Origin of the sequence: uncultured Enterovirga sp. (assembly GCF_964242715.1) — a bacterium.
GTDB lineage: Bacteria > Pseudomonadota > Alphaproteobacteria > Rhizobiales > Beijerinckiaceae > Enterovirga.
In genome coordinates this window covers 99,258-118,710 of record NZ_CAXTAZ010000008.1, presented here as the reverse complement: position 1 = coordinate 118,710, position 19,453 = coordinate 99,258, and the positions used below count along the sequence as shown (strand labels likewise).

The following is a 19,453-nucleotide window of genomic DNA, read 5'->3' as shown; positions in this document are numbered from 1 at the left end:
GGCACGATCTTGGCAACGAGCTGACCCTCGGCCGAGAGGCTCACCTCCTCACCTTGCCGAGCTCGTTCGACGAGGCTCGGCAAATTCGCTGCTGCTTCGACGATGTCCACCTGAGCCATCTCACCCTCCGCCCGTCTGCGCCCGGTGCCTCAGATAATGGTCCGCGAGCACGCAGGCCACCATGGCTTCCCCAACCGGCACGGCCCTGATCCCGACGCAGGGATCGTGGCGGCCCTTGGTGACGATGTCGGCCGCCCTCCCCTCGCGATCGACCGTCATGCGGGGCCGCAGGATCGAGGAGGTCGGCTTCACGGCGAAACGGCACACGACCGATTGCCCGGTCGAGATGCCGCCGAGGATGCCCCCGGCATGGTTCGACAGGAAGGTCGGGCCGCCGGCATTGCCTGGCCGCATCTCGTCGGCATTGTCCTCGCCGCGGAGCGAGGCCGCCGCGAAGCCGTCGCCGATCTCGACGCCCTTCACGGCGTTGATGGACATCAGGGCGGCGGCCAGGTCGGAATCGAGCTTGCCGTAGACCGGCGCGCCGAGCCCGGGCGGGACGCCGTCGGCCACGATCTCGATCACGGCCCCGATCGAAGAACCGTCGCGCCGGATCGCGTCCAGGCTCTCCGCCCAGGCTGCGGCCGCAACCGGGTCCGGGCAGAAGAGCGAGTTCCGGCCGACCTCGTCCCAATCGAAGCGGGCGCGGTCGATGCCATCCGCGCCCATCTGCACGACCGCGCCCCGGATCAGGATGCCGGGCAGGATCTTGCGGGCGATGGCGCCGGCCGCGACGCGCGCCGCCGTCTCTCGGGCCGAGGAGCGGCCGCCGCCGCGATAGTCGCGGATCCCGTATTTCCGGTCGTAGACGTAATCGGCATGGCCGGGCCGGTAGAGGTCGCGGATCTCGGCATAATCCTTCGAGCGCTGGTCGGTATTCTCGATCAGGAGCGCGATCGGCGTGCCGGTCGTGACCGGGCCGCCGGTCCGGTCATCCTCGAACGTGCCCGACAGGATGCGGACCTGGTCCGGTTCGCGGCGCTGGGTGGTGAAGCGGGACTGGCCTGGCCGCCGCCGATCGAGATCGGCCTGGATGTCGGCGACGTCGAGCGGGATGCCGGGCGGGCAGCCGTCGACCACGCAGCCGAGCGCCGGGCCGTGGCTTTCGCCAAAGGTCGTGACGCGGAAGAGGTGACCGAAGCTGTTATGGGACATCGCGGGCGCCGAGGCTGTACGGCGAAACCGCCCGAGAGTCAGCCCTTGGCGTTGCGTCCTTCCGGCGGACCCTTCAGGCCGCCAGCGACGCCGCCGGCGCGTGAATCACCGGCACGGCCGGCGAGCCTTCCCATTCCGAATGGGCGGGGATCGATTCGCCTTTCATGATGACGGTCAGGGGCCGGAGTCTGGCGAAGTCGCCGACATGGCTGTCGTAGAGCACGGTTGCATTCGCCGCGATGGAGACGCCGCGCCCGAGTTCGACCCGCCCGACCTTCATCACCCGATCCTCGTAGAGATGGGTCTGGAGCGCCGCGAGATCGTTGATGGTGCAAAAATCGCCGATCCGCACGCAATCGAACTCGGTGATGTCGGTCGTCAGCATGCAGACGCCCTCGCCGGTCTTCGTCCCGAGGAGGCGGAGCACCCACGGCAGGAAGGGGGTGCCCTGGAGGTATTCGAGAAAGACCTTGCCGGCGAGGCCCCAATACAGGACGGCGACGGCTTCGGTCTTCATCGACCACCAGGACCACATCGGCTTCATCAGGGGCTCGTAACGCCCCATCAGGAGCCATTTCACCGCGATGACGATCGAGGTCTGGGCGACTGCGATCGCGACGCTCGCCCCGATGAAGCTGACGGCGAGCGTTCCCCAATCGTGCCGCAGCACGGCCGGGTAGAACAGGTTGTCCACGGCCGCGATTCCGAAGGAGATGAACAGCATGGCCGGGAAGGAGGTGTGCAGCGTCTCGAAGAGGAGACGCCACGCCTTCATGCGGCGGCTCGGCCGGTAGGTTCCGGAATGCCCGCCGAGGACGACCTTCTGCCGGGAGGGCAGCTTGATCGGCGGCGTGCCGAACCAGGTGTCGCCGGCCGCCATCATGTCGTTCGCCGGCGGCTTCGACTTGATCCCGATGAGGACGTCGTCCGGGATGCGGGAGCCCGGCGGCACGACGGCGTCGTTGCCGACGAACACGCGCTCCCCGGTTTCGACCGGCTCCAGCATCATGTAGCCGCGCCGGACCTCCTCGTCGCCGAAGACGACCTCGTCGGCGATGAAGTTTCCCTGTCCGATGCCGACGATGTCGTAGCGGCCGGAGAGGTTGGTGGAGATCTCGGCGCCTTCGCCGATGCGCGCGCCCATGAGGCGGTACCAGGCCCGCATGTAGATGGTGGCGAAGAGCGAGGACAGCGTCTCGAGGGTGACCTCGGTCCCGAGCGAGACGATCCATTTCCGCATGTAGAAGGCGGAGAAGATGGAATGGCGGCCCGACCGGACCTTCGGCAGCACCGCCCAGCGGATCACCGCGATCAGGAGCACGGTCACGCCGGTCATCGCGATGGCGGTTGGCCAGGTGATGAGCGGCAGGTACCAGTAATAGCTGACCTCGAATGTCGCCGAGAGCCAGTCGTCGATCCGGTCGAAGAGATAGAAGGCAGGGAAGATGGGCAGCAGGCTGACCGCCGGGATGATCATCAGCATGACGCCGTAGATCGATCCGAGGAGGAGCCGCCGTCCGGTACTCGCCTCGGCGAGGGGCGGCAGCGAGGCCAGATCGACCATGCCCACCTTGCGGCCCGGAGAGCCGTCCCAGCGCTCCCCGTCCGGGATCACGGCGCCCTCGGGCACGACCGTGAGATCCAGGAGTTCGACATGGTCGCCGAGCCGCACATCCGTCGAGACCACGCAGGAGGTGCCGATCGACACGTCCCGGCCGACCTCGATCCGGCCGACCACGAATTCGTGCCCGACGACCTCGGCATTGTGGAGCGTGGCCCTCGAGCCGATCACGGACCCGGCGCCGATCGAGATGAGATCGGCCGCGCCGACATGCAGGTCGGCGACGACGACGTCCCGCCCGATCCTGGCGCCGATCAGCCGGAGATAGATCGCCATCGCGGGGGAGCCCTGCAGCCACTTGATATGCACGAGCGTGAGAAGGCGGCTGACCAGCCACCAGCGAAAATAGTAGCTTCCCCAGAGGGGATAGCGGCCGGGCTTCATCTGTCCGATGATCAGCCATTTCGAGGCGATGCCGATCGCGGCCGTGACGATGTTGATCAGGATGTAGACGCCTAGAATCGCCAACACCTCGCCCCACCATTCGAGGCCCTCGCCGACGATGATCAGGTAGGTGAGGAACACGCCGAGCCATTGCGTGGTGGCGAGCGCGATGACGAAAGGCAGCGCGATGGCCTGGGCCAGGCCGCACAGGAACCGCCGCCGTAGTGGCGGGGGCTCGAAGGAGAGGTCGCGGATCACGGCCTGCGACCCGGCCCCGCCGGTCCGCCCGATGAGGTCGTCCGCCATCGCCCGCAGCGTGCGGTGTCGGTAGACGTCCTGGAGCGTGATGGAGGCGAGCGCCGGCGCCTCCCTGACGGCCGAGATGAACCGGGCGGCTAGCAGCGAGTGGCCGCCGAGATCGGCGAAGAAATCCGCCTCGAAGGCGATCGACTGGTTGCCGAAGGCCCGTTTCGCGGCGACCAGCAAGACCGCCTCGGTCTCGTTCGCGGGCTCCTCCTGCTCCCCGGCATCGTCGCCGAAGCCGATCGGCGCGGCCCGGAGCGCCTTGCGGTCGACCTTGCCGGAGGAGAGGCGCGGAAGGGTGTCGATCCGCTCGAAATGGTCCGGGACCATATAGGCGGGCAGGTCGCGCCGGAGATCGGTGCGGAGCTGGGCTGTCGAGACGTCGGTGCCGCGTTCCGGCACCAGGAAGGCGACGAGCCGGTCGATGCCGTCGTCCTGACGCGTCACCACCGCCGCCTGGGAAATCCCGGCGAGGTGGCCGATGCGGGTTTCGATTTCGCCCAGTTCGACCCGGAATCCGCGGATCTTGACCTGGTCGTCGATGCGGCCGTGGAAGGCGAGGTCACCGGACGGCGTCAGGCTGACGGCGTCGCCGGACCGGTAGAGGATCGCGTCCGGCGCGATCGGGTCGAACGGATTGGCCACGAATTTCTCGGCCGTCAGGTCGGGCCGTTTCAGGTAGCCTCGCGCAACGCCCGGGCCGCCGATCCAGAGTTCGCCGGTCTGTCCCGGCTCGCAGAGACGCCCGGCCTCGTCGACCACATAGGCGGTGTAATTCGCGATCGGCCGGCCGATGGTGACCGCCTCGCCGGGCAGCGCCTCGCAGGCCGTCGCCACCACCGTCGCCTCGGTCGGGCCGTAGGTGTTGAACAGGCGGCAGCCGGGCTTCGCCCAGCGGGCGACCAGGGGCGCGGGCAGCGCCTCGCCGCCCATGAGGATCAGCCGAAGGCTCGGCACCTCCCGGGTCAGCATGGCCAAAAGGGTCGGCACGGTGTCGAGAATGGTGACGCCTGCCTCGTCGAGCAGGTCCGGCAGCCGCTCCACATCGCCGATCATGGCGGGCGTCGCCACGAACAGGGTGGCACCGACCATGAGCGGGATCCAGATCTCCTCCATGGACAGGTCGAAGGCGACCGAGGCGCCCTGGAACACGATGTCGTCGTCTCGGAAGCCGTAGAGGTCGTTCGCCGAGCGCAGGAAGTGGCAGATGTTGCGCTGGGTGACGACGATGCCCTTCGGCACGCCCGTCGAGCCCGAGGTGTAGATCAGGTAGGCCGCGTGATCGGGCGTGACGCCGGGCGACGGGAGGTCGAATGCGCCCCGGTCCGAAGAGTCGGCGAGCCCGGCCGCCGTGACGACGGGCGTGCCGGCGGGGGCGCGCGCGGCGAAGGCGTCGCTGGTGAGAAGCGCCTTCGCCTCGGCATCATCGAGGCAGACGGCGATCCGGTCGGCGGGTGCTTCGGCATCGAAGGGCAGCCAGGCTGCGCCCGTCTTGGTCACGGCGATCTGCGCGATGAGGAGATCGGCGCCGCGCTCCATCCAGAGCCCGACCACGGCGCCCGGTCCGATGCCCCGCCGGGCGAGGCCTTTGGCGATCGCGTCCGAGGCGGCGTCGATGTCGTCGTAGCTCAGGCGACGCTCACCGAAGATCATGGCCGTGGCCGAGCCGCGCCGCCCGACAGTGTCGGCGAAGATCTCGGCCAGGGTCTCGTCGCGAAGAAAATCCTCGCGGACGGCGCCGCGAAGCCTTGCCCCCTCGCGGTTCTCCACTGTCATCGGGCGCATCGCCTCAGCCGCTGACGTCATCGACGACCCATTTCCCGCGCCCGATACCTGTGCCCGGCCATCGCTCCATGCGCGAACGTATCTGAACCTGCAGACAACAGCGTAAACGGCTCCCGAGGCCGGAGCCGCTCAGGACCAGCGATGCCGGCCTCCTTCGAACACGAGCACGCGGCCCTGCCGGATATCCGCCCGGGGCGCCTCCTCCTCGCGCAGACCGGCCAGGATGTTCAACATCACACGGGCGACCCCGCCATGGGAGACGAGCACCGTGGGTTGTCGAAGCTCCGCGAGGACCGGCCGGATCCGATCGCGCAGCATGGCATAGCTTTCGCCCTCCGGGGGCACGAAATTCCACTTGTCGCGCTCGCGGAGCGATGCCTGGGCGGGATCGTGCCGTCTGACCTCGCGCCAGGTCTGGCCTTCCCAGCGCCCGAAGGTCAGCTCGACCAGCCGAGGATCGGCCCGATAGGATCCGGGGTCGAGCCCGAGCGTGCGGCGCAGAATCTCCATCGTCTCGACGGTGCGGGAGAGCGGGCTCGCCACGAAGTCGAGCGAAGCGGGATCCGGCACGTGCCTGGCGAGAATCTCGGCAGCAAACCGCGCCTGTTCGCGGCCGAGGGCGTTGAGAGGGGTGTCGCGCTGCCCCTGGAGCCGCGCCTCCCTGTTCCAATCGGTCTCCCCGTGACGGACGAAATAGATGGCAGGTGTCAGGACGCCGGCTCACGGGACATGTCGGGCGCCTCGGGATTTTTCATGCCGACCACGTGGTACCCCGCATCCACATGCAGGATTTCGCCCGTGACCCCCCGGGACATGTCGGACAGGAGATAGGCAGCCGTCTCCCCGACCTCCTCAATCGTCACTGTCCGGCGAAGGGGCGAATTGAGTTCGTTCCACTTCAGTATGTAGCGGAAATCGCCGATGCCGGAAGCCGCGAGCGTCTTGATCGGCCCCGCCGAGATCGCGTTCACCCGGATAGCGCCCGGCCCGAGATCGGCCGCGAGGTAACGGACCGAGGCCTCCAGCGCCGCCTTCGCCACGCCCATGACGTTGTAATGCGGCATCCACTTCTCGGCGCCGTAATAGGTGAGGGTCAGGAGCGAGCCGCCGTCGGTCATCAGCTTCTCGGCACGCTGCGCGACGGCCGTGAAGGAATAGCAGGAGATGAGGAGGGACTTCGTGAAGTTCGCCTCGCTCGTTTCGACATAGCGGCCGGTGAGCTCGTCCTTGTCCGAGAAGGCGATGGCGTGGACCACGAAGTCGAGCCGATCCCAGAGTTTGGCGGTCGCCTCGAAGACGGCGTCGAGGCTCGCCGGATCGGTCACGTCGCAATGGCCGACGATATGCCCGCCGAGACCCTGCGCCAGCGGCTCCACCCGCTTCCGAAGCGCCTCGCCCTGGTAGGTGAAGGCGAGGTCGGCGCCATGCGCGCTCGCCGACTTGGCGATGCCGTAAGCGATCGAGCGATTGTTCGCGACGCCCATGATGAGGCCGCGCTTCCCCGCGAGCAGGCCCGCTGCCTTATCCGCCATGACCCACCCGCGACACTCCGCATCCATCGGAGCGGGCCTGTTTAGCCGAGCCTCCCAGGCGACGAAAGGCCCGAGCGGGATTTGGCTTCGGGCGGCTTCCTGGTCAGACGAACCTGTCGGAGGCAACGCGCTGCTGCGGCTGCGGGGCCGCCTGACGGTGTCCCATCGCGGCGATCGCGGCGCGTGCCTCCTCGCCAAAGCCTTGCCAGAACTGGTCGGCGTAATCCTGCGAGGAGTTCGCCTCCGGGACGGTGCCTGCGGCCCGTCGATGCGTCTTGCGCCACCAGGCCTCGGCAATGGCCCAGGCGACCGCGCGGACCGTCTCGTCCATGCTCGTCCTCATCGGTGCAGGCGCGACCGTCGGCCTTGCATCCCGTACTAGGCCGACGCGCTTTCACAACCGTTGATGGCGTCTCATCATTTCGACGAAGCGGCGGCGAATGAGAGGAGAAGAACCTCGGTCCTCTCACCCCACCCGAGCCGCGCGGCGGGCTTGTGCATACTCCGTGAGGGCTTCGTCCGAACCCTCCGGAAGTCGGATCTCAGCCGTGACGAGAAGGTCGCCGCGTCCGGTCTTGGTCGGAAGCCCCTGGCCCCGCAGTCGAAACGTGCGGCCGGAGGAGGTCATCGCCGGGACGTTCATCTCGACGGTCCCTGTCGGGGTAGAGACCCGCACCTTGCCGCCCAGCACCGCATCTTCGAGATCGATCGGGCAGCGGATGCGGAGGTCGCTTCCTTCGACCGCGAACCGGTCCTGCGGTGCCATCCGGATCGTCAGGAGCACGTCGCCCGCCTCGGCCCCACCCTGACCAGGGGCGCCGAGGCCCCGTAGGCGAATGGTCTGGCCCTCCACGACGCCCGGCGGCAGCGTCACGTCGACCTCGCGCCCCCCGGGCAGAGTTAGCCGCTGGCGCGCCTCGGAGGCGATCTCCTCGATCGTAACGGTGAGAACGGCCTGGATGTCCTCGCCGCGGCGCGAGCGCGAGCGCCCGCCCCGCATGGCTTCGCCGAAGAGATGCGAGAAAATGTCCTCGCCCGCGCCGCCCCGCGGCCCGCCCCCCGGTGGTGCCTGTCCGCCCTGGCCGAACCCGAAGGAGAAGCCTTCAAATCCCTCCCGGCCGCCGGCACCGAAACCCTCGAAACCTTGGAATTTCGGCTTGCCCTCGGCGTCGATCTCGCCGCGATCGAACTGCGCCCGCTTCGCCGGATCGCCCAGGATCTCGTAGGCGGAGTTGACCTCGGCGAACCTGTCCTTCGCCGCGGCTTCACCCGCGTTCCGGTCCGGATGGTGCAGCTTGGCGAGCTTGCGGAACGCCTTCTTGATCTCCGCTTCGTCCGCCCGACGTGTCACGCCCAGGATATCGTAAGGGTCTCGCATGTGGGGCTCCGGCCTCCGCCCACCACTCGGCGCGGAGGAGAATTCCATCTCCCCGATGTAGGTCCAGTGTTGCCGGAATGCAACGACTTGGCCAAGCTCCGGTGCTTCGTCAGGCCGGTTTTCGCCAGGGACCGACGTCCAGGATCTTCCACTCGTCGGCCGACAGCTTGCAGGCGGTCCCCTGCAAGGAGGACGTCCGACCCGGAAAATTGATCGTGGCGATAAAGGAGCGGCAGATCTCGTTCTGCTTCACGAAAGGCTGCGCCACGGGCGTGAAGGTGCCGCCGATCTCGCTGTCCGGGTTGTCCCATTTCACGGCCGAGCCGTTGCCTTGCGGGTCGAGGGCGATCGCGAGGGCGCCCTTGGCGCGGCGCCAATCCTCCTGGCCGAGATCGGGCGAGAGTGGCGAGGCATCCAGGCGCCCGATCGAGCCCGTGCTTTCGACCCGCTCGTCCGACAGACCGGGCACCGCGATGCTGCAGCCCGAGAGGCCGGCTGCGAGGAGCGCGACCGCAGCCATCCCAAAACCGGTGAGGTGCGCTTCGCGCAGACCCCACCCTGCCCTATATCGCTTCATCATCATCCGGCCGTTGTGGTCGGTACGCACGCGAGAGAGCTGGATAACATCTTGGACGCCTTAACATCCGGTGAGTTTACCGAAGCGGAGGAGCCCTTCCGTCTGTTCGCGTCCTGGATGGACGAGGCGACCGCATCCGAGCCGAACGATCCGAATGCCATGGCGCTCGCGACCGTCGATGCGGACGGCTTGCCGGACGTCCGGATGGTGCTCCTGAAGGGCGCCGACGAGGCCGGCTTCGTCTTCTACACCAACACGGAATCGGCGAAGGGGACCGAACTCGCGGCACAGCCGAAAGCAGCCCTCGTCTTCCACTGGAAGAGCCTGAGGCGACAGGTCCGGGTGCGCGGGCCCGTCTCTCGGGTGTCGCAGGCCGAGGCCGATGCCTATTTCGCGAGCCGCCATCGCGACAGCCGAATCGGCGCCTGGGCGAGCCAGCAATCACGCCCGCTCGAGACCCGCTTCGCGCTCGAGAAGTCCGTCGCCTTCTACGCCGCCAAGCACGCGATCGGAGAGATCCCGCGCCCGCCTTACTGGGCCGGGTACCGGATCACCCCGGTCGCGATGGAGTTCTGGCAGGATCGGCCCTTCCGGCTGCACGATCGGGTGCAGTTCCTGCGTACCGCCGAAGGCTGGGGGCGGACGCGGCTCTATCCCTGAGCCTAGCGCCGGCGCCGGACCCGCTTCACGGAGCGTCGGAACACGCCGACGATCTCGACATGCGCCGTCCATTTGAACTGATCGACCGGCAGCACCCGCTCGATCGCGAAGCCGCCGGCGACGAGCGACGCCGCATCCCGCGCAAAGGTCCCGGGATCGCAGGAGACCATGACGACACGCTCCAGGGATGACAGGATCAGCTGAGCGACCTGTGCCTCCGCGCCGGAGCGCGGCGGGTCGAGGACGAGTCCGTCGAACCGCTCGAGGTCCAAAGGCAGGAGCGGCCGCCGGAACAGGTCCCGTGTCTCGACCGTGACCCGCCTCAGGCCCGGAGTTGCGCGGAACGCCCGATCGAGCGCGGCCAGCATGGCCCCGTCCCCGTCGACCGCATGCACCTCGGAGCGGCGGGCCAGCCGCAGCGCAAAAGGACCCATCCCGGCGAACAGATCGGCCACCCGCCGGCACGGGGCGAGCGCCTCGGCGACCGCGGTCGCGAGCGCCTCCTCCCCGGCACTCGTCGCCTGGAGGAAGGCGCCGGGGGGCGGCAGGACGAGGGCGTCCCCGACCCTGATCCCGGGAGGGCGTCGCTCGATCAGGACATCGCCATGGACCGAGAGCCGGGCCAGATCGAGCTCGCCGGCCCGGCGAATGAGGCGCTGCCGTCTCGCCTCTCCGGGCGGGCCGGAGCCGCGAAGATCGATGTCGAGCCCGGCCTCGGTCATTGTCACGGCGATGTCGAGCGGCTTGCCGATGCCGGCGAGGTCGCGGGCCAGGATCGCGGCGGCGGCCGGCGCCCGGTCGAGCCCGGGGGCCGAGACGGGGCAGAATGCGATCTCGACCAGGCTGTGGCTGCCGGCCTCCATGTACCCGACCCGCATCTCGCCTTCGACCACGCGGCCGTGGAGCGTGATGCGGCGGCGTCCCTCGCCATGCGCGTCGCGAAGCGGGTCGACCGGGACGGCGAGGCCGGCCCGCTCCAGGGCTGCCACGACCTTGCCGCGCTTCCAGCTTTCGTACAGGCCGGGCGCGATATGCTGGGCGACGCAGCCGCCGCATCGGCCGTGATAGGGGCAGAACGGCTCGATCCGGTCCGGGCTCGCCCGCTCGACGTCGATGAGCCGCGCCCGCTTTTCGCGCCGCTCCACGGTCACGATCTCGCCCGGGAGCGAATAGGGCACGAAGAGAGGACCGCCCTCCCCGTCACCGATTCCGTCTCCCCCGGAGCCCAGCCGCTCGATCCCGACGCGCTCAATCATGGCGGCGTGCCGCGACGAGAAACTCGACATTGCCGTCGCCGCCCGCGATCGGAGATGGGATCCGGCCGACGAGGCTCAGGCCGATCTCGGGCAGCAGCTCGACGATGGCGGCCAGGCTCGCCTCGCGCAGGGCCGCGTCGCGGACGATCCCGCCTCGGTCGAGGCCGGCGCGCCCGACCTCGAATTGGGGTTTCACGAGCGCGATGATCGGCGCACCTGTCTTGAGGAAGGGCACCAGGCCCGGCAGGACGAGCCGGAGTGAGATGAAGCTCACATCCACGGTCGCGAGATCGAAGGAAGCCGGATCGAGCAGCCCGTCCAGCCGGCGCGCATCGGTTGCCTCGAGGGACACGATCCGCGGGTCGGTGGCAAGGCGGGGATGAAGTTGCCCGCGCCCGACGTCGACGGCATGAATCCGGGCCGCGCCCCTGGCGAGAAGAACGTCCGTGAACCCGCCGGTCGAGGCGCCGACGTCGAGGCAGGAGAGGCCGTGCGGCTCGATGGCGAAGGCCTTGAGTGCGGCCGCGAGCTTCACGCCGCCTCGCGACACCCAGGGATGCGGGCTCTCGGCGGCGATCTCCGCGCCGTCCGCGACCATGTCGGAGGGACGCCGAACGAGGTTACCGTCGGCGCTGACGAGGCCGGCCTCGATCGCGGCCCGCGCCTTGGCGCGGCTTTCGAAGAGGCCGCGGGCGACCAGCAGAAGATCGGCTCGGACGCGCGCGCCCGCGACCCGGGACGGAGAGGTGGTGGTCAGGCCGGATCCAGCGGGACGGTCCCGGTCGGCCGACCGTCGGGGCCGAGCGTGATCCGCTCGATCCGAGCCTCGGCGCGCTTCAGGAGCGATTCGCAATGGCGCTTCAGGAGTTCGCCGCGCTCGTAGATGACGATCGAATCCTCGAGCGGCACCCGGCCACCTTCGAGCTGCTTCACGATGCCTTCGAGTTCGGCCAGGGCCGCCTCGAAGGGCAAAGTCGCCACGTCGGGCGCTGAGGCGGGCGGGGCCTCTGCGGCAGGCGCGCTGGCGCGCGGATCGGACCTCGTCATGACCGAGATGTAGGCGGAGACGGCCCGGCCTGACAAGGAACCGGGATCGCGGTCACACGCGCGGACCGACGCTCCGGGCCGAAAGCACGCGCTGATACATCATCCCGATCAGGACGAGGGCGAGGCCGAGACCGACGAAGGAGAAGGCGCGAGTCAGCCCCTCCAGGGCCGACATGTCGATCAGGAACACTTTGAGGACCGCCAGCACGATGCAGCCGAGCGAGGCCTGCCGGGCGACACGCCAGTCGCGCAGGAAACCGAGCGCGAGAAGCGCGATTCCATTGGCGAGGAGGACGAGCGAGTAGCACCACAACTCGGATTGCGAGGTCGCGCGGAAGAAGCTGACCTTCGGCCCTTGGAACCGCATCCGGACTTCCAGGAACGCGTAGGCGAGCTCGAGCAGGAGCGCGAGGCCGGCCGCGGCGAGGACGAAGGCCCTTGGCCGGTTCCACTGTGCCGCGACGGCGACCCCTGCCGCCATTCCGGCCGGGATCAGGTAGGCCGGCAGGAGCGAGTTGAAGACCGCCCCGCCGAAGACCGTCTCGCCGCTGAGATAGGGGTTGTGCACCACCCCGAGCGCGACGGCGGCGCCCAGCAGCGAGATTGCCCCGAAGATCAGTGATGCGATCCGGTAGACTGAATCCGGGCTGCGGAGGTCGAGGCGGGTCATGAGAAGCGTGAAGCCGAGCGCCTCCGTCACGACGAGCCCGGCCTCGAGATGACTCGACCGCGCCGCAAAGGGATTGCCGGCATGGAGGGCGTGGCGGATTTCGAGGAAGATGAGGAGCGCCGCGAACAGGATGCCGAGGCTTTCCGTGAAGCGGACGATACGGTCCCGGCCCGATCGGCCGAGGATGTAGGCGGAGAGCGCGAAGCTCAGCGCCGGGACCCCGTAGCCCCAGAGGAGCCAGTTCAGGATCGGCGTCCGGCCGATCTCGCCCCGCATGATGCTCGGGTCCCAGGCCAGGCGCGCGGCGACCGCGATCGCCAGCGCGCCGACCACGTAGCGGAGCGCAACGAGCCGCGTCCGCTCGGCGATGACGGCGGTGGCGAGAGCCGAGAGCGAGAGCGCCACCGTCAGGATGCCGCGGTCAAAGGCGAAGGTAAGGCCCGCCGCCAGCGCGGCGACGGCGGCCGAGGCGGTCGCGCCGACCGCGAGCCGAAGGGCCGGGCTCAGCTCTTCGGGATCCTGCTTTCGCGACCACCCGGCCGAGGCGGCGTAGAGGGCGCCGAGCGCTCCCGCCGCAAGCGCGAACGGGATGCTCCGGTCGAAGGCGGTGACCCGCCAATAGGCGACCACCAGGGACGCGAGCGGGCCCAGAATGGCCGCTCCGACATACCAGCCGGCGAGCGCGGGCCGGAGGTCCCGGCCGAGTGCGACGCGCCCGAGTCCTCCCACGAAGAGGAGGGCGTTCAGGAGAAACGCCGCCGTGAGATAGGCGGTGAGCGCCTCGGGCCGGGGCGACGAGGCGAGGTCCCGGATGATGGTGAGGGGTTCGCGGGCCGCCTCGCTCGCGACGGGCCAGAGCGCCAGCAGGCCGACAACGGCCAAGGCCGCAGCGGCGGCCCCCGAGGCGGCGGACGGGACGCGCCAGGCCGCCCCTAAGAGCAACAGCACGATCGCCGCGATGAAGGCTGGCCGGGCGAGGCCGGCACCTAGGTCGACCGTCGCCCCGACCGCCAGCACGGCGAAGGCGAACAGGACGAACGCGACGAGCCGGTCGGTCCGGGCTGCGGCCGAATAGGTGTCCCTGTGAGGATCGAGGGCGAGGAACAGGATCGCGAGCGCGAGCTGGACGAGCACATGCGCCATGGCCGCGACCTGCCAGGCCGCTCCCTCGAATACGAGGAGAACGCCCCAGAGGCAGGCGCCGGCCGAGGCCGAGATGGCGAGCCAGCGCCAGAGCCTCAGCCGGGCGACGCCGTAAGCCGCCCCGACCGCGAAGACCAGGTAGAGCACGAGCGAGATGGGGCTGGGATCGGTGGACTCAACGAGAACGGGCGCAGCGAGTGCTGCGACGAGGCCGAGCGCGGCCAACGCAGGGCCGTGCAGGAGGGCAGCGGCCATCGTCACGAGGGCGACTGCGCCGAGCGCCACGAAGGCCAAAGCCGGACCGATCAAGCCGTAGAGGCCATAGGCGGCGTAGATCGACGCGAAGGCCGTCGACGTTCCGGCCGCGGTGAGGATCGCCGGCACATTGGCGTGGGCGGCGACTGGAAGAGCAAGCGGCTCCTCGCGCCGGCGCAGCCATTCGCCTGACGACATCAGCCCGGCCGCGAAGAGGAGGCCAAAAAAGACCCGCAAGCCCGGCCCGATCAGATCCTGCTCGATCGAGTAGCGGACGAGGAAGATGCCGCCGAGCCCGAGTGCCAGGCCGCCGACCCACACGGCCCAACGCGAGCCGAGCGCCTCCTCGAATCCGCCGCCGGTGGCCGGAGCAGGCGAGGTCGCCCCGACGACCGGCGGGAGGGTCGCCGGCCGGGCGGGAGGAAGGGCGGCAGGAGGCTCCAGCGGGGCCACCGAAACCGGAGGTAGCTGAGCCTCGACAGGAGGCTCGCCCGCTGGTGACGGAGGCTCGACCGGCAGGCCCCATTGGCTGGATACGGCAGCGGGCTGCCCGAACGCCGCGCCGTGCGCAAAGGTCTCGAGCTGGACGATCCGTGCCTCGAGCTGCGTGAACCGCCGCCCCACGAGAAGGATCGTCGCGAGGCCGCCGACGAGGACGAACAATTCGAACACGGATGACCTTTCCGACCGCCGTATCGGCGGCAACGCGCCTATAGCCCCGGCGGGTGTCCCGACTGTTTCGTGGCCGCACACACGGCGACACGCTCTCGAAATCGGCTCTCCGCCACCTCCGACGGCCAGGGTACGAGGAGCGGGGCGACCGAAGCCGGGACGAGTTCGGGCCGGCCGAAGGTTCGCATCGCCTCGGGACGCGAGAAGCCTGCAAGCTCCGTCGCCTCGATCCAGGCGGCGATGCGGTCGGCGCGTTTGAGGAGGCTCGCGAGGGCCGGGGGCAGCTCTGCCGGCAGTCCGAAGGCGATGTGGACCGCCTGGAGGAGCCGCCGCTCGATGGTCGCGAACCCGTCCCCGAGCGCCGCCTTCAGCGGCGTGATCACGTCGCCCATCACGTATTCGGGCGCGTCGTGGAGCAGGAGCGCCAGCCGCTCCGAGTCGGCGAGGCCGGGATCGAGCTCCACTGCGAGCGCTTCCACGAGACAGGAATGCTGGGCGACGGAGTACACGAAAGGCCCCGAGGTCTGCCCGTTCCAGCGCGCGACGCGGGCCAGGCCGTGCGCGATGTCGTCGAGCTCGACGTCGAGCGGCGAGGGATCGAGGATGTCGAGCCGCCGGCCGGACAGCATCCGTTGCCAGGCGCGGGGCGGTGGGGCGGCGGCGGGACGGCTCAAGGGCCGGCGGCGCCCAACCCCGCCGGCCCGGGCAGGGTGGCGCATTCCGCGTGGCGGAAGCAGCCGACGAGGTGGTCGTTGATGAGCCCCGTCGCTTGCAGGAAGGCATAGACGATGGTCGGGCCCACGAAGGTGAAGCCGCGCGTCTTCAGCGCCTTCGAGAGGTCGCGCGAGAGGTCATCAGCTGTCGGAATGGCAGCGCGGCTCACGCGGTTCGTCTGGAGCGGCCGGCCGTCCACCCTGTCCCAGAGGAAGCGCGCGAACGGCTCTGCCCCGCCCATCTCGATCCAGGATCGGGCCGAGGCCACCGTGCCCTCGATCTTGGCCCGGTTCCGCACGATCGCGGCATCCAGCATCAGCGCCTCGACATGGGCCGGCGTGAAGCGCGCGATCGCCTCGGGATCGAACCCGGCAAACGCGCGCCGGAATCCCTCGCGCTTGCGCAGGATGGTGATCCAGGAAAGGCCGGCCTGGAACCCGTCGAGGATCAGCTTCTCGAACAGGGCACGACCGTCATGCTCCGGCACGCCCCATTCGGTGTCGTGATAGGCGACGTAGAGCGGGTCCGTGCCCGGCCACCAGCAGCGCGACCGGCCGTCAGGATGCAGAACGATCCCCTCGGTCATGCGGGAGAAGCGGGCTGCTCTCCCGGATAGGGAAAACGCACCCAATCCGGCTTATCGAACCGGATCGGCTCGCCGCCGGCCAGGATCGGTTCCCCGGCCGAGAGAGCGTCGCCCGCCCGGTCGAGGCGGATCATGGCGAGCCCGGAGGAGCCGGGCGCGCTGCTGCTTCGGCCGAGGGCGCGTTCGCCCGCGGTGATCTCCGCGCCGGCATGCCCGGCCTCGTCCTCATATCGGAGCCGCACGATCCGGGTCCGGGCGGTGCCGCGATGCTGCATGCGGGACACGACCTCCTGCCCGACATAGCAGCCCTTGTGAAAATCCACCCCGCCGAGCTGGTCCATCAGGGCCTCGTGCGGAAAGGCGTCGCCGGCCGCGAAATCCCGGGTGGCCTCGGGGATGCCCAAGCCGATGCGATGGGCGTGGTATGCGTCGGAATCGGCGACATCCCCGAGCGGTGCGCGGCTCTCGACCGGCACGATCGCCCGCCAGCCGAGTTCGGGCCGTCGGGGGTCGGGCGCCATCGTGATCGCGTCGGGCGGATGGGTCGCCTCGTCCCAGCCCACGACCACCCGGAACAGAGCCGACCGATCTGCCACCGTCAGCTTCGCGCGCAGCCGATACAGGTTCAGGCGCTTGATCAGATCGCCGACGCAAGATGCTGGCGTGTCGAAAAGAAACGCGTCGGGTTCGGGACCGACGAAGATGATGAAGTCGGCGATGACCTTGCCCTGAGGGGTCAGAAGCGCGCCGTAGCGGGCCGCCCCCGCGCTCATCGTCTCGATCTCGCAGGTCACCAGGCGGTCGATGAAGGACCTCGCCTCCGCGCCTGCGACCTCCACCAAACCTCGATCGTCGAGACGGGCCGACGGCATCGTCACCTCCGCGCCGCGGTCGGGTCGTCGCCGGGCCGGGACGGTGTAGGCCTCCGAGGCCGTCCCCTCAACCGCCTCGTCGGATCGGCCGGCTCAATGGCGCGGCGCGACCGAGAATCCGCCGCCGCGGATGCGGTCGGGGATGGATTCGGCATAGGTCGCGGTCTGCTCCTCGCCGTAGAGATCGACGAGGTGCCGGAAGGCCTCGAACAGGGCGGCCTGCACCACGAAGTCGCTGTCGAGACCGTCGAGTTCGGCCTCCGCAAAGGCCGCGGCCACATAGCCCATGGCGACACGCTTGGCGTATCCCGAATCCTCGTATGCGCTCGTATCGTTGTCGTTCATATCTCTGGCCGGCTCTTCGCGGCCTGTGTACCAGGACGGGAACCGGCTGCCAGCAAAGCTTGACCAAGAGGTTAACGGCGCAGCCGAAAAGCCGTGGATGATCTACGGCCAGCCCGCATCGCGGCCGATCGCGAATGCCGCCCGCAGGATCGGCAGGAGGCCGGGCGTGGTCGGCAGGGACCCCATCTCGCCTTCCGCGAGCCAGCGGATGGCGCTCGCCTCCGCCCCCACCATGCCTTCGCCCGAGCGCCATCGGGCCGCATGGGCGCAGATGACATAATGGTGGCGCACCCGGCCATCCGGCTCGTGGTCCATGAACTCGATCGGCCCCACGAAGCGGATCAGGTCGGCCGTGACGCCGGTCTCCTCCTGCAATTCGCGAAGCGCGGCGTCCGCCAGCGTCTCGCCCGTCTCTACAAGCCCGCCCGGAAGCGAAAAGACATGGTCGAGGGGCGGCCGTCCCCGGGCCGCCAGGAGAACACGCCGGCCTCGCAGCACCGCAACGGAAGCGGCGAGATACGGGCGCGCCGGATAGAGGCGTGAACCGGCGGTCTCCGTCACGGCCGCAGGTCGGCCACGCGCCCGTCCTCGAGACCGAGGAGAAGGTGGATATCCCGTCCCCGGCCGAGCGAAGCGACGCCGGTGAGGATCCTGGCCGGCAGGGGAATGCGGGCGATCTCCCGGATTCCGCCCGCAAGCGACAGGATCGCCAGCGAGTGCCGGTCCAGGGAGGGGATCGCAAGCCGCGTCGTCCCGTCCTCGGCCTCGAAGCCGACCGAGAGGGCCTGGGCCCGGCTGCTATAGGCATGGTTCGCGTAGCCGGCCTTCTCCTCGACCAGCGTGACCGTGTTGCGCTCGAAGCGCCAGATCTGGAGCAGGCCGTCGAGATGGGGCCGGCGGACGAGCGCGAATTCGCCCGGGCGCGCCGCGCCCAGACCGCCCGGGACGGGGTTCAGCCACCGGAACGGCTCGCCGTCGGGCGGCGTCTCGGCCAGGATGCGCCAGGTCCCCTCGCGCCGCCCGATGACGGCGAGGGCCGAGCCGCGGTCGAGATAGGACCGGATGGCCAGGATCTCCGGCGAGCCGTCGCGGTCGAGATCGACGACCTGCGGCTCGCGGTCCTCGAACACGGCCCCCGGCCCGGCCTCGATCCAGGCGACGTCGCTCTGGACGGGCTTCGGGCTGCTCGTCGGCGGGGAGGCGCGGCGTTCGGTGACCGACAGCGCCCGGGCATGGATTGCCGAGCCGAGCGCCTCGTGGGCGTAGTCGCGGGTCGGATCCTCGAGCTGGATCGTCAGCGCGCCGGCACTCTGAAGTCGCGAATCCGGGATCGCCCCTCGCCCGCGTTCAAGGCCGGCGAGGTCGCCTGCCCGGCGCGCCGCCGGCCGGATCCGGATCTCGTCTCCGGCCGCGACCAGCGCGGCCGACCCGCCCTGCCCCCAGCAGACCGCGAGCGGGCCGACGAGCGGCGGCCGGCTCTCCCGGTAGCCGTCGATCGAGGCGATGGTCGCGGCAACCCGGCTCGCCGGGCCGCGAAACTCGGTGGCGGCGAAGCCGAGCGGCAGGATCTTGAGGCTGGGCTCGGCCCAGGCGGGGTGGACGCCGAGGATCGCAGGGGCCGCCAGCGTCGCTGCGCGGAGGATCAGCTCGCGACGCCCGATGCTCACACGTGCTGCCCGCCATTGATGTGCAGTTCGGCGCCGTTCACGTAGGAGGAGGTGTCGGTGCAGAGGAAATAGATCGCCTTGGCGACCTCGTCCGTCGTCCCGAGCCGCTTCAGCGGGATCGTCTCGACGATCTTCTCGGTCCCGGGCGACAGGATCGAGGTGTCGATCTCGCCCGGCGAGATGGCATTCACCCGCACCCCGAGGGGACCGAAATCGGAGGCCATCTCCCGGGTCAACGCCGCGAGCGCGGCTTTCGAGGTCGAATAGGCGGCCCCGGCGAAGGGGTGGACTCGCGAGCCTGCGATCGAGGTCACGTTGACGATCGAGCCCCTGGCGCGGGCGAGTTCGTCGCAAAGACCCTTCGCCAGCATGATCGGGGCGAAGAAGTTCACCTGGAACACCCGCATCCAGTCCGCATGCTCGGTCCGGAGGCCGCTCAGGCGCGCGCCGCCCGTGTCCTTCGGCGAGATCCCGGCATTGTTGACGAGCGCATCGAGCCGGCCCCCTTCGGCGACCAGGCGGGCCTTCGTCTCGGAGACCGCCCGCAACGTGTCCTCGGCGCTCGCGAGGTCGACCTGAAGGTGGTCATCGGGACCCATCTCCCAAGGGCAATTCTCCGGGAAGGCGTGGCGCGAGCAGGTGATCACCCGCCATCCTGCCGCCTGGAAGCGCTTCACGGTCGCGTGGCCGATTCCCCGGCTCGCGCCGGTGAGCAGCATGACGCGGCGCGGCTGGTTCGAACGCTCGGACGACACGCGGCAAATCCGATCC

Annotated in this window: 19 protein-coding genes; 1 reads left to right on the top strand and 18 read right to left on the bottom strand. The window is 69.6% G+C overall.

Features of this window, described 5'->3' with window-relative positions:
* Positions 1–120 precede the first annotated feature (120 nt).
* The 7 genes from aroC to ACFE87_RS06545 form a co-directional block, all read right to left on the bottom strand.
* Positions 121–1,215 carry a chorismate synthase gene (gene aroC / locus ACFE87_RS06575; protein ID WP_375458818.1) on the bottom strand — a complete coding sequence of 365 codons (1,095 nt, stop codon included), beginning with the start codon at positions 1,213–1,215 and terminating at the stop codon, positions 121–123.
* 73 nt (positions 1,216–1,288) lie between these two features.
* Entirely contained in the window at positions 1,289–5,329 is a 4,041-nt protein-coding gene (locus tag ACFE87_RS06570) for a Pls/PosA family non-ribosomal peptide synthetase (RefSeq protein ID WP_375458817.1), read from the bottom strand.
* A 108-nt stretch (positions 5,330–5,437) separates the two neighbouring features.
* The gene (locus ACFE87_RS06565) at positions 5,438–6,007 is read right to left on the bottom strand and encodes a histidine phosphatase family protein (protein ID WP_375458827.1); all 570 of its coding nucleotides are present in this window, start codon (positions 6,005–6,007) and stop codon (positions 5,438–5,440) included.
* An 8-nt stretch (positions 6,008–6,015) separates the two neighbouring features.
* The gene (gene fabI / locus ACFE87_RS06560) at positions 6,016–6,840 is read right to left on the bottom strand and encodes an enoyl-ACP reductase FabI (RefSeq protein WP_375458816.1); all 825 of its coding nucleotides are present in this window, start codon (positions 6,838–6,840) and stop codon (positions 6,016–6,018) included.
* Between the two features lie 103 nt (positions 6,841–6,943).
* A complete protein-coding gene (locus tag ACFE87_RS06555) occupies positions 6,944–7,171 on the bottom strand; it encodes a hypothetical protein (RefSeq protein WP_375458815.1) in 228 nt (75 codons plus the stop codon).
* 135 nt (positions 7,172–7,306) lie between these two features.
* Positions 7,307–8,218, bottom strand: a complete 912-nt coding sequence (locus ACFE87_RS06550) for a DnaJ C-terminal domain-containing protein (RefSeq protein WP_375458814.1) — start codon at positions 8,216–8,218, stop codon at positions 7,307–7,309.
* 109 nt (positions 8,219–8,327) lie between these two features.
* On the bottom strand, positions 8,328–8,795 hold the full coding sequence (locus tag ACFE87_RS06545) for an RT0821/Lpp0805 family surface protein (RefSeq protein ID WP_375458813.1): 468 nt from the start codon (positions 8,793–8,795) through the stop codon (positions 8,328–8,330).
* Between the two features lie 51 nt (positions 8,796–8,846).
* On the opposite strand from ACFE87_RS06545, the gene pdxH reads away from it, so the two are divergent.
* Positions 8,847–9,455, top strand: coding sequence for a pyridoxamine 5'-phosphate oxidase (pdxH, locus tag ACFE87_RS06540; RefSeq protein ID WP_375458812.1), 609 nt, complete (start codon positions 8,847–8,849; stop codon positions 9,453–9,455).
* 2 nt (positions 9,456–9,457) lie between these two features.
* On the opposite strand, the gene ACFE87_RS06535 is transcribed toward pdxH, so the two are convergent.
* The 11 genes from ACFE87_RS06535 to ACFE87_RS06485 all read right to left on the bottom strand — a co-directional run bounded on the left by ACFE87_RS06535 (position 9,458) and on the right by ACFE87_RS06485 (position 19,401).
* A complete protein-coding gene (locus ACFE87_RS06535; RefSeq protein WP_375458811.1) occupies positions 9,458–10,741 on the bottom strand; it encodes a class I SAM-dependent RNA methyltransferase in 1,284 nt (427 codons plus the stop codon).
* Entirely contained in the window at positions 10,704–11,468 is a 765-nt protein-coding gene (locus ACFE87_RS06530) for a TlyA family RNA methyltransferase (protein ID WP_375458826.1), read from the bottom strand. The genes ACFE87_RS06535 and ACFE87_RS06530 overlap by 38 nt, the downstream gene beginning before the upstream one ends.
* Positions 11,465–11,758: an exodeoxyribonuclease VII small subunit gene (locus ACFE87_RS06525; RefSeq protein ID WP_375458825.1), complete on the bottom strand. Its 294-nt coding sequence runs from the start codon at positions 11,756–11,758 to the stop codon at positions 11,465–11,467. The genes ACFE87_RS06530 and ACFE87_RS06525 overlap by 4 nt, the downstream gene beginning before the upstream one ends.
* Before the next feature lie 52 nt (positions 11,759–11,810).
* Positions 11,811–14,498, bottom strand: a complete 2,688-nt coding sequence (locus ACFE87_RS06520; protein ID WP_375458810.1) for a DUF2339 domain-containing protein — start codon at positions 14,496–14,498, stop codon at positions 11,811–11,813.
* 38 nt (positions 14,499–14,536) lie between these two features.
* Positions 14,537–15,127 (bottom strand): hydrolase, encoded by a 591-nt coding sequence (locus tag ACFE87_RS06515; RefSeq protein WP_375458824.1) that lies wholly within the window; start codon positions 15,125–15,127, stop codon positions 14,537–14,539.
* Between the two features lie 41 nt (positions 15,128–15,168).
* Positions 15,169–15,798: a DNA-3-methyladenine glycosylase I gene (locus ACFE87_RS06510; protein WP_375458809.1), complete on the bottom strand. Its 630-nt coding sequence runs from the start codon at positions 15,796–15,798 to the stop codon at positions 15,169–15,171.
* Positions 15,795–16,670 (bottom strand): YgfZ/GcvT domain-containing protein, encoded by an 876-nt coding sequence (locus ACFE87_RS06505; RefSeq protein ID WP_375458808.1) that lies wholly within the window; start codon positions 16,668–16,670, stop codon positions 15,795–15,797. The genes ACFE87_RS06510 and ACFE87_RS06505 overlap by 4 nt, the downstream gene beginning before the upstream one ends.
* 93 nt (positions 16,671–16,763) lie before the next feature.
* A complete protein-coding gene (locus tag ACFE87_RS06500) occupies positions 16,764–17,015 on the bottom strand; it encodes a hypothetical protein (RefSeq protein ID WP_375458807.1) in 252 nt (83 codons plus the stop codon).
* A 102-nt stretch (positions 17,016–17,117) separates the two neighbouring features.
* Positions 17,118–17,576 (bottom strand): NUDIX hydrolase, encoded by a 459-nt coding sequence (locus ACFE87_RS06495; protein ID WP_375458806.1) that lies wholly within the window; start codon positions 17,574–17,576, stop codon positions 17,118–17,120.
* Positions 17,573–18,682, bottom strand: a complete 1,110-nt coding sequence (locus ACFE87_RS06490; protein ID WP_375458805.1) for a hypothetical protein — start codon at positions 18,680–18,682, stop codon at positions 17,573–17,575. The genes ACFE87_RS06495 and ACFE87_RS06490 overlap by 4 nt, the downstream gene beginning before the upstream one ends.
* Complete coding sequence (locus ACFE87_RS06485; protein ID WP_375458823.1) at positions 18,679–19,401, bottom strand: SDR family NAD(P)-dependent oxidoreductase; 723 nt, start codon at positions 19,399–19,401, stop codon at positions 18,679–18,681. The genes ACFE87_RS06490 and ACFE87_RS06485 overlap by 4 nt, the downstream gene beginning before the upstream one ends.
* Between the last annotated feature and the right edge of the window lie 52 nt (positions 19,402–19,453).

Coding starts and splice junctions, on each gene's coding strand:
- aroC (WP_375458818.1), bottom strand. CDS start 1,215: ATGTCCCATAACAGCTTCGGTCACCTCTTCCGCGTCACGACCTTTGGC.
- ACFE87_RS06570 (WP_375458817.1), bottom strand. CDS start 5,329: ATGACGTCAGCGGCTGAGGCGATGCGCCCGATGACAGTGGAGAACCGC.
- fabI (WP_375458816.1), bottom strand. CDS start 6,840: ATGGCGGATAAGGCAGCGGGCCTGCTCGCGGGGAAGCGCGGCCTCATC.
- ACFE87_RS06555 (WP_375458815.1), bottom strand. CDS start 7,171: ATGGACGAGACGGTCCGCGCGGTCGCCTGGGCCATTGCCGAGGCCTGG.
- ACFE87_RS06550 (WP_375458814.1), bottom strand. CDS start 8,218: ATGCGAGACCCTTACGATATCCTGGGCGTGACACGTCGGGCGGACGAA.
- ACFE87_RS06545 (WP_375458813.1), bottom strand. CDS start 8,795: ATGAAGCGATATAGGGCAGGGTGGGGTCTGCGCGAAGCGCACCTCACC.
- ACFE87_RS06535 (WP_375458811.1), bottom strand. CDS start 10,741: ATGTCGAGTTTCTCGTCGCGGCACGCCGCCATGATTGAGCGCGTCGGG.
- ACFE87_RS06525 (WP_375458825.1), bottom strand. CDS start 11,758: ATGACGAGGTCCGATCCGCGCGCCAGCGCGCCTGCCGCAGAGGCCCCG.
- ACFE87_RS06515 (WP_375458824.1), bottom strand. CDS start 15,127: ATGCTGTCCGGCCGGCGGCTCGACATCCTCGATCCCTCGCCGCTCGAC.
- ACFE87_RS06510 (WP_375458809.1), bottom strand. CDS start 15,798: ATGACCGAGGGGATCGTTCTGCATCCTGACGGCCGGTCGCGCTGCTGG.
- ACFE87_RS06505 (WP_375458808.1), bottom strand. CDS start 16,670: ATGCCGTCGGCCCGTCTCGACGATCGAGGTTTGGTGGAGGTCGCAGGC.
- ACFE87_RS06500 (WP_375458807.1), bottom strand. CDS start 17,015: ATGAACGACAACGATACGAGCGCATACGAGGATTCGGGATACGCCAAG.
- ACFE87_RS06485 (WP_375458823.1), bottom strand. CDS start 19,401: ATGCTGCTCACCGGCGCGAGCCGGGGAATCGGCCACGCGACCGTGAAG.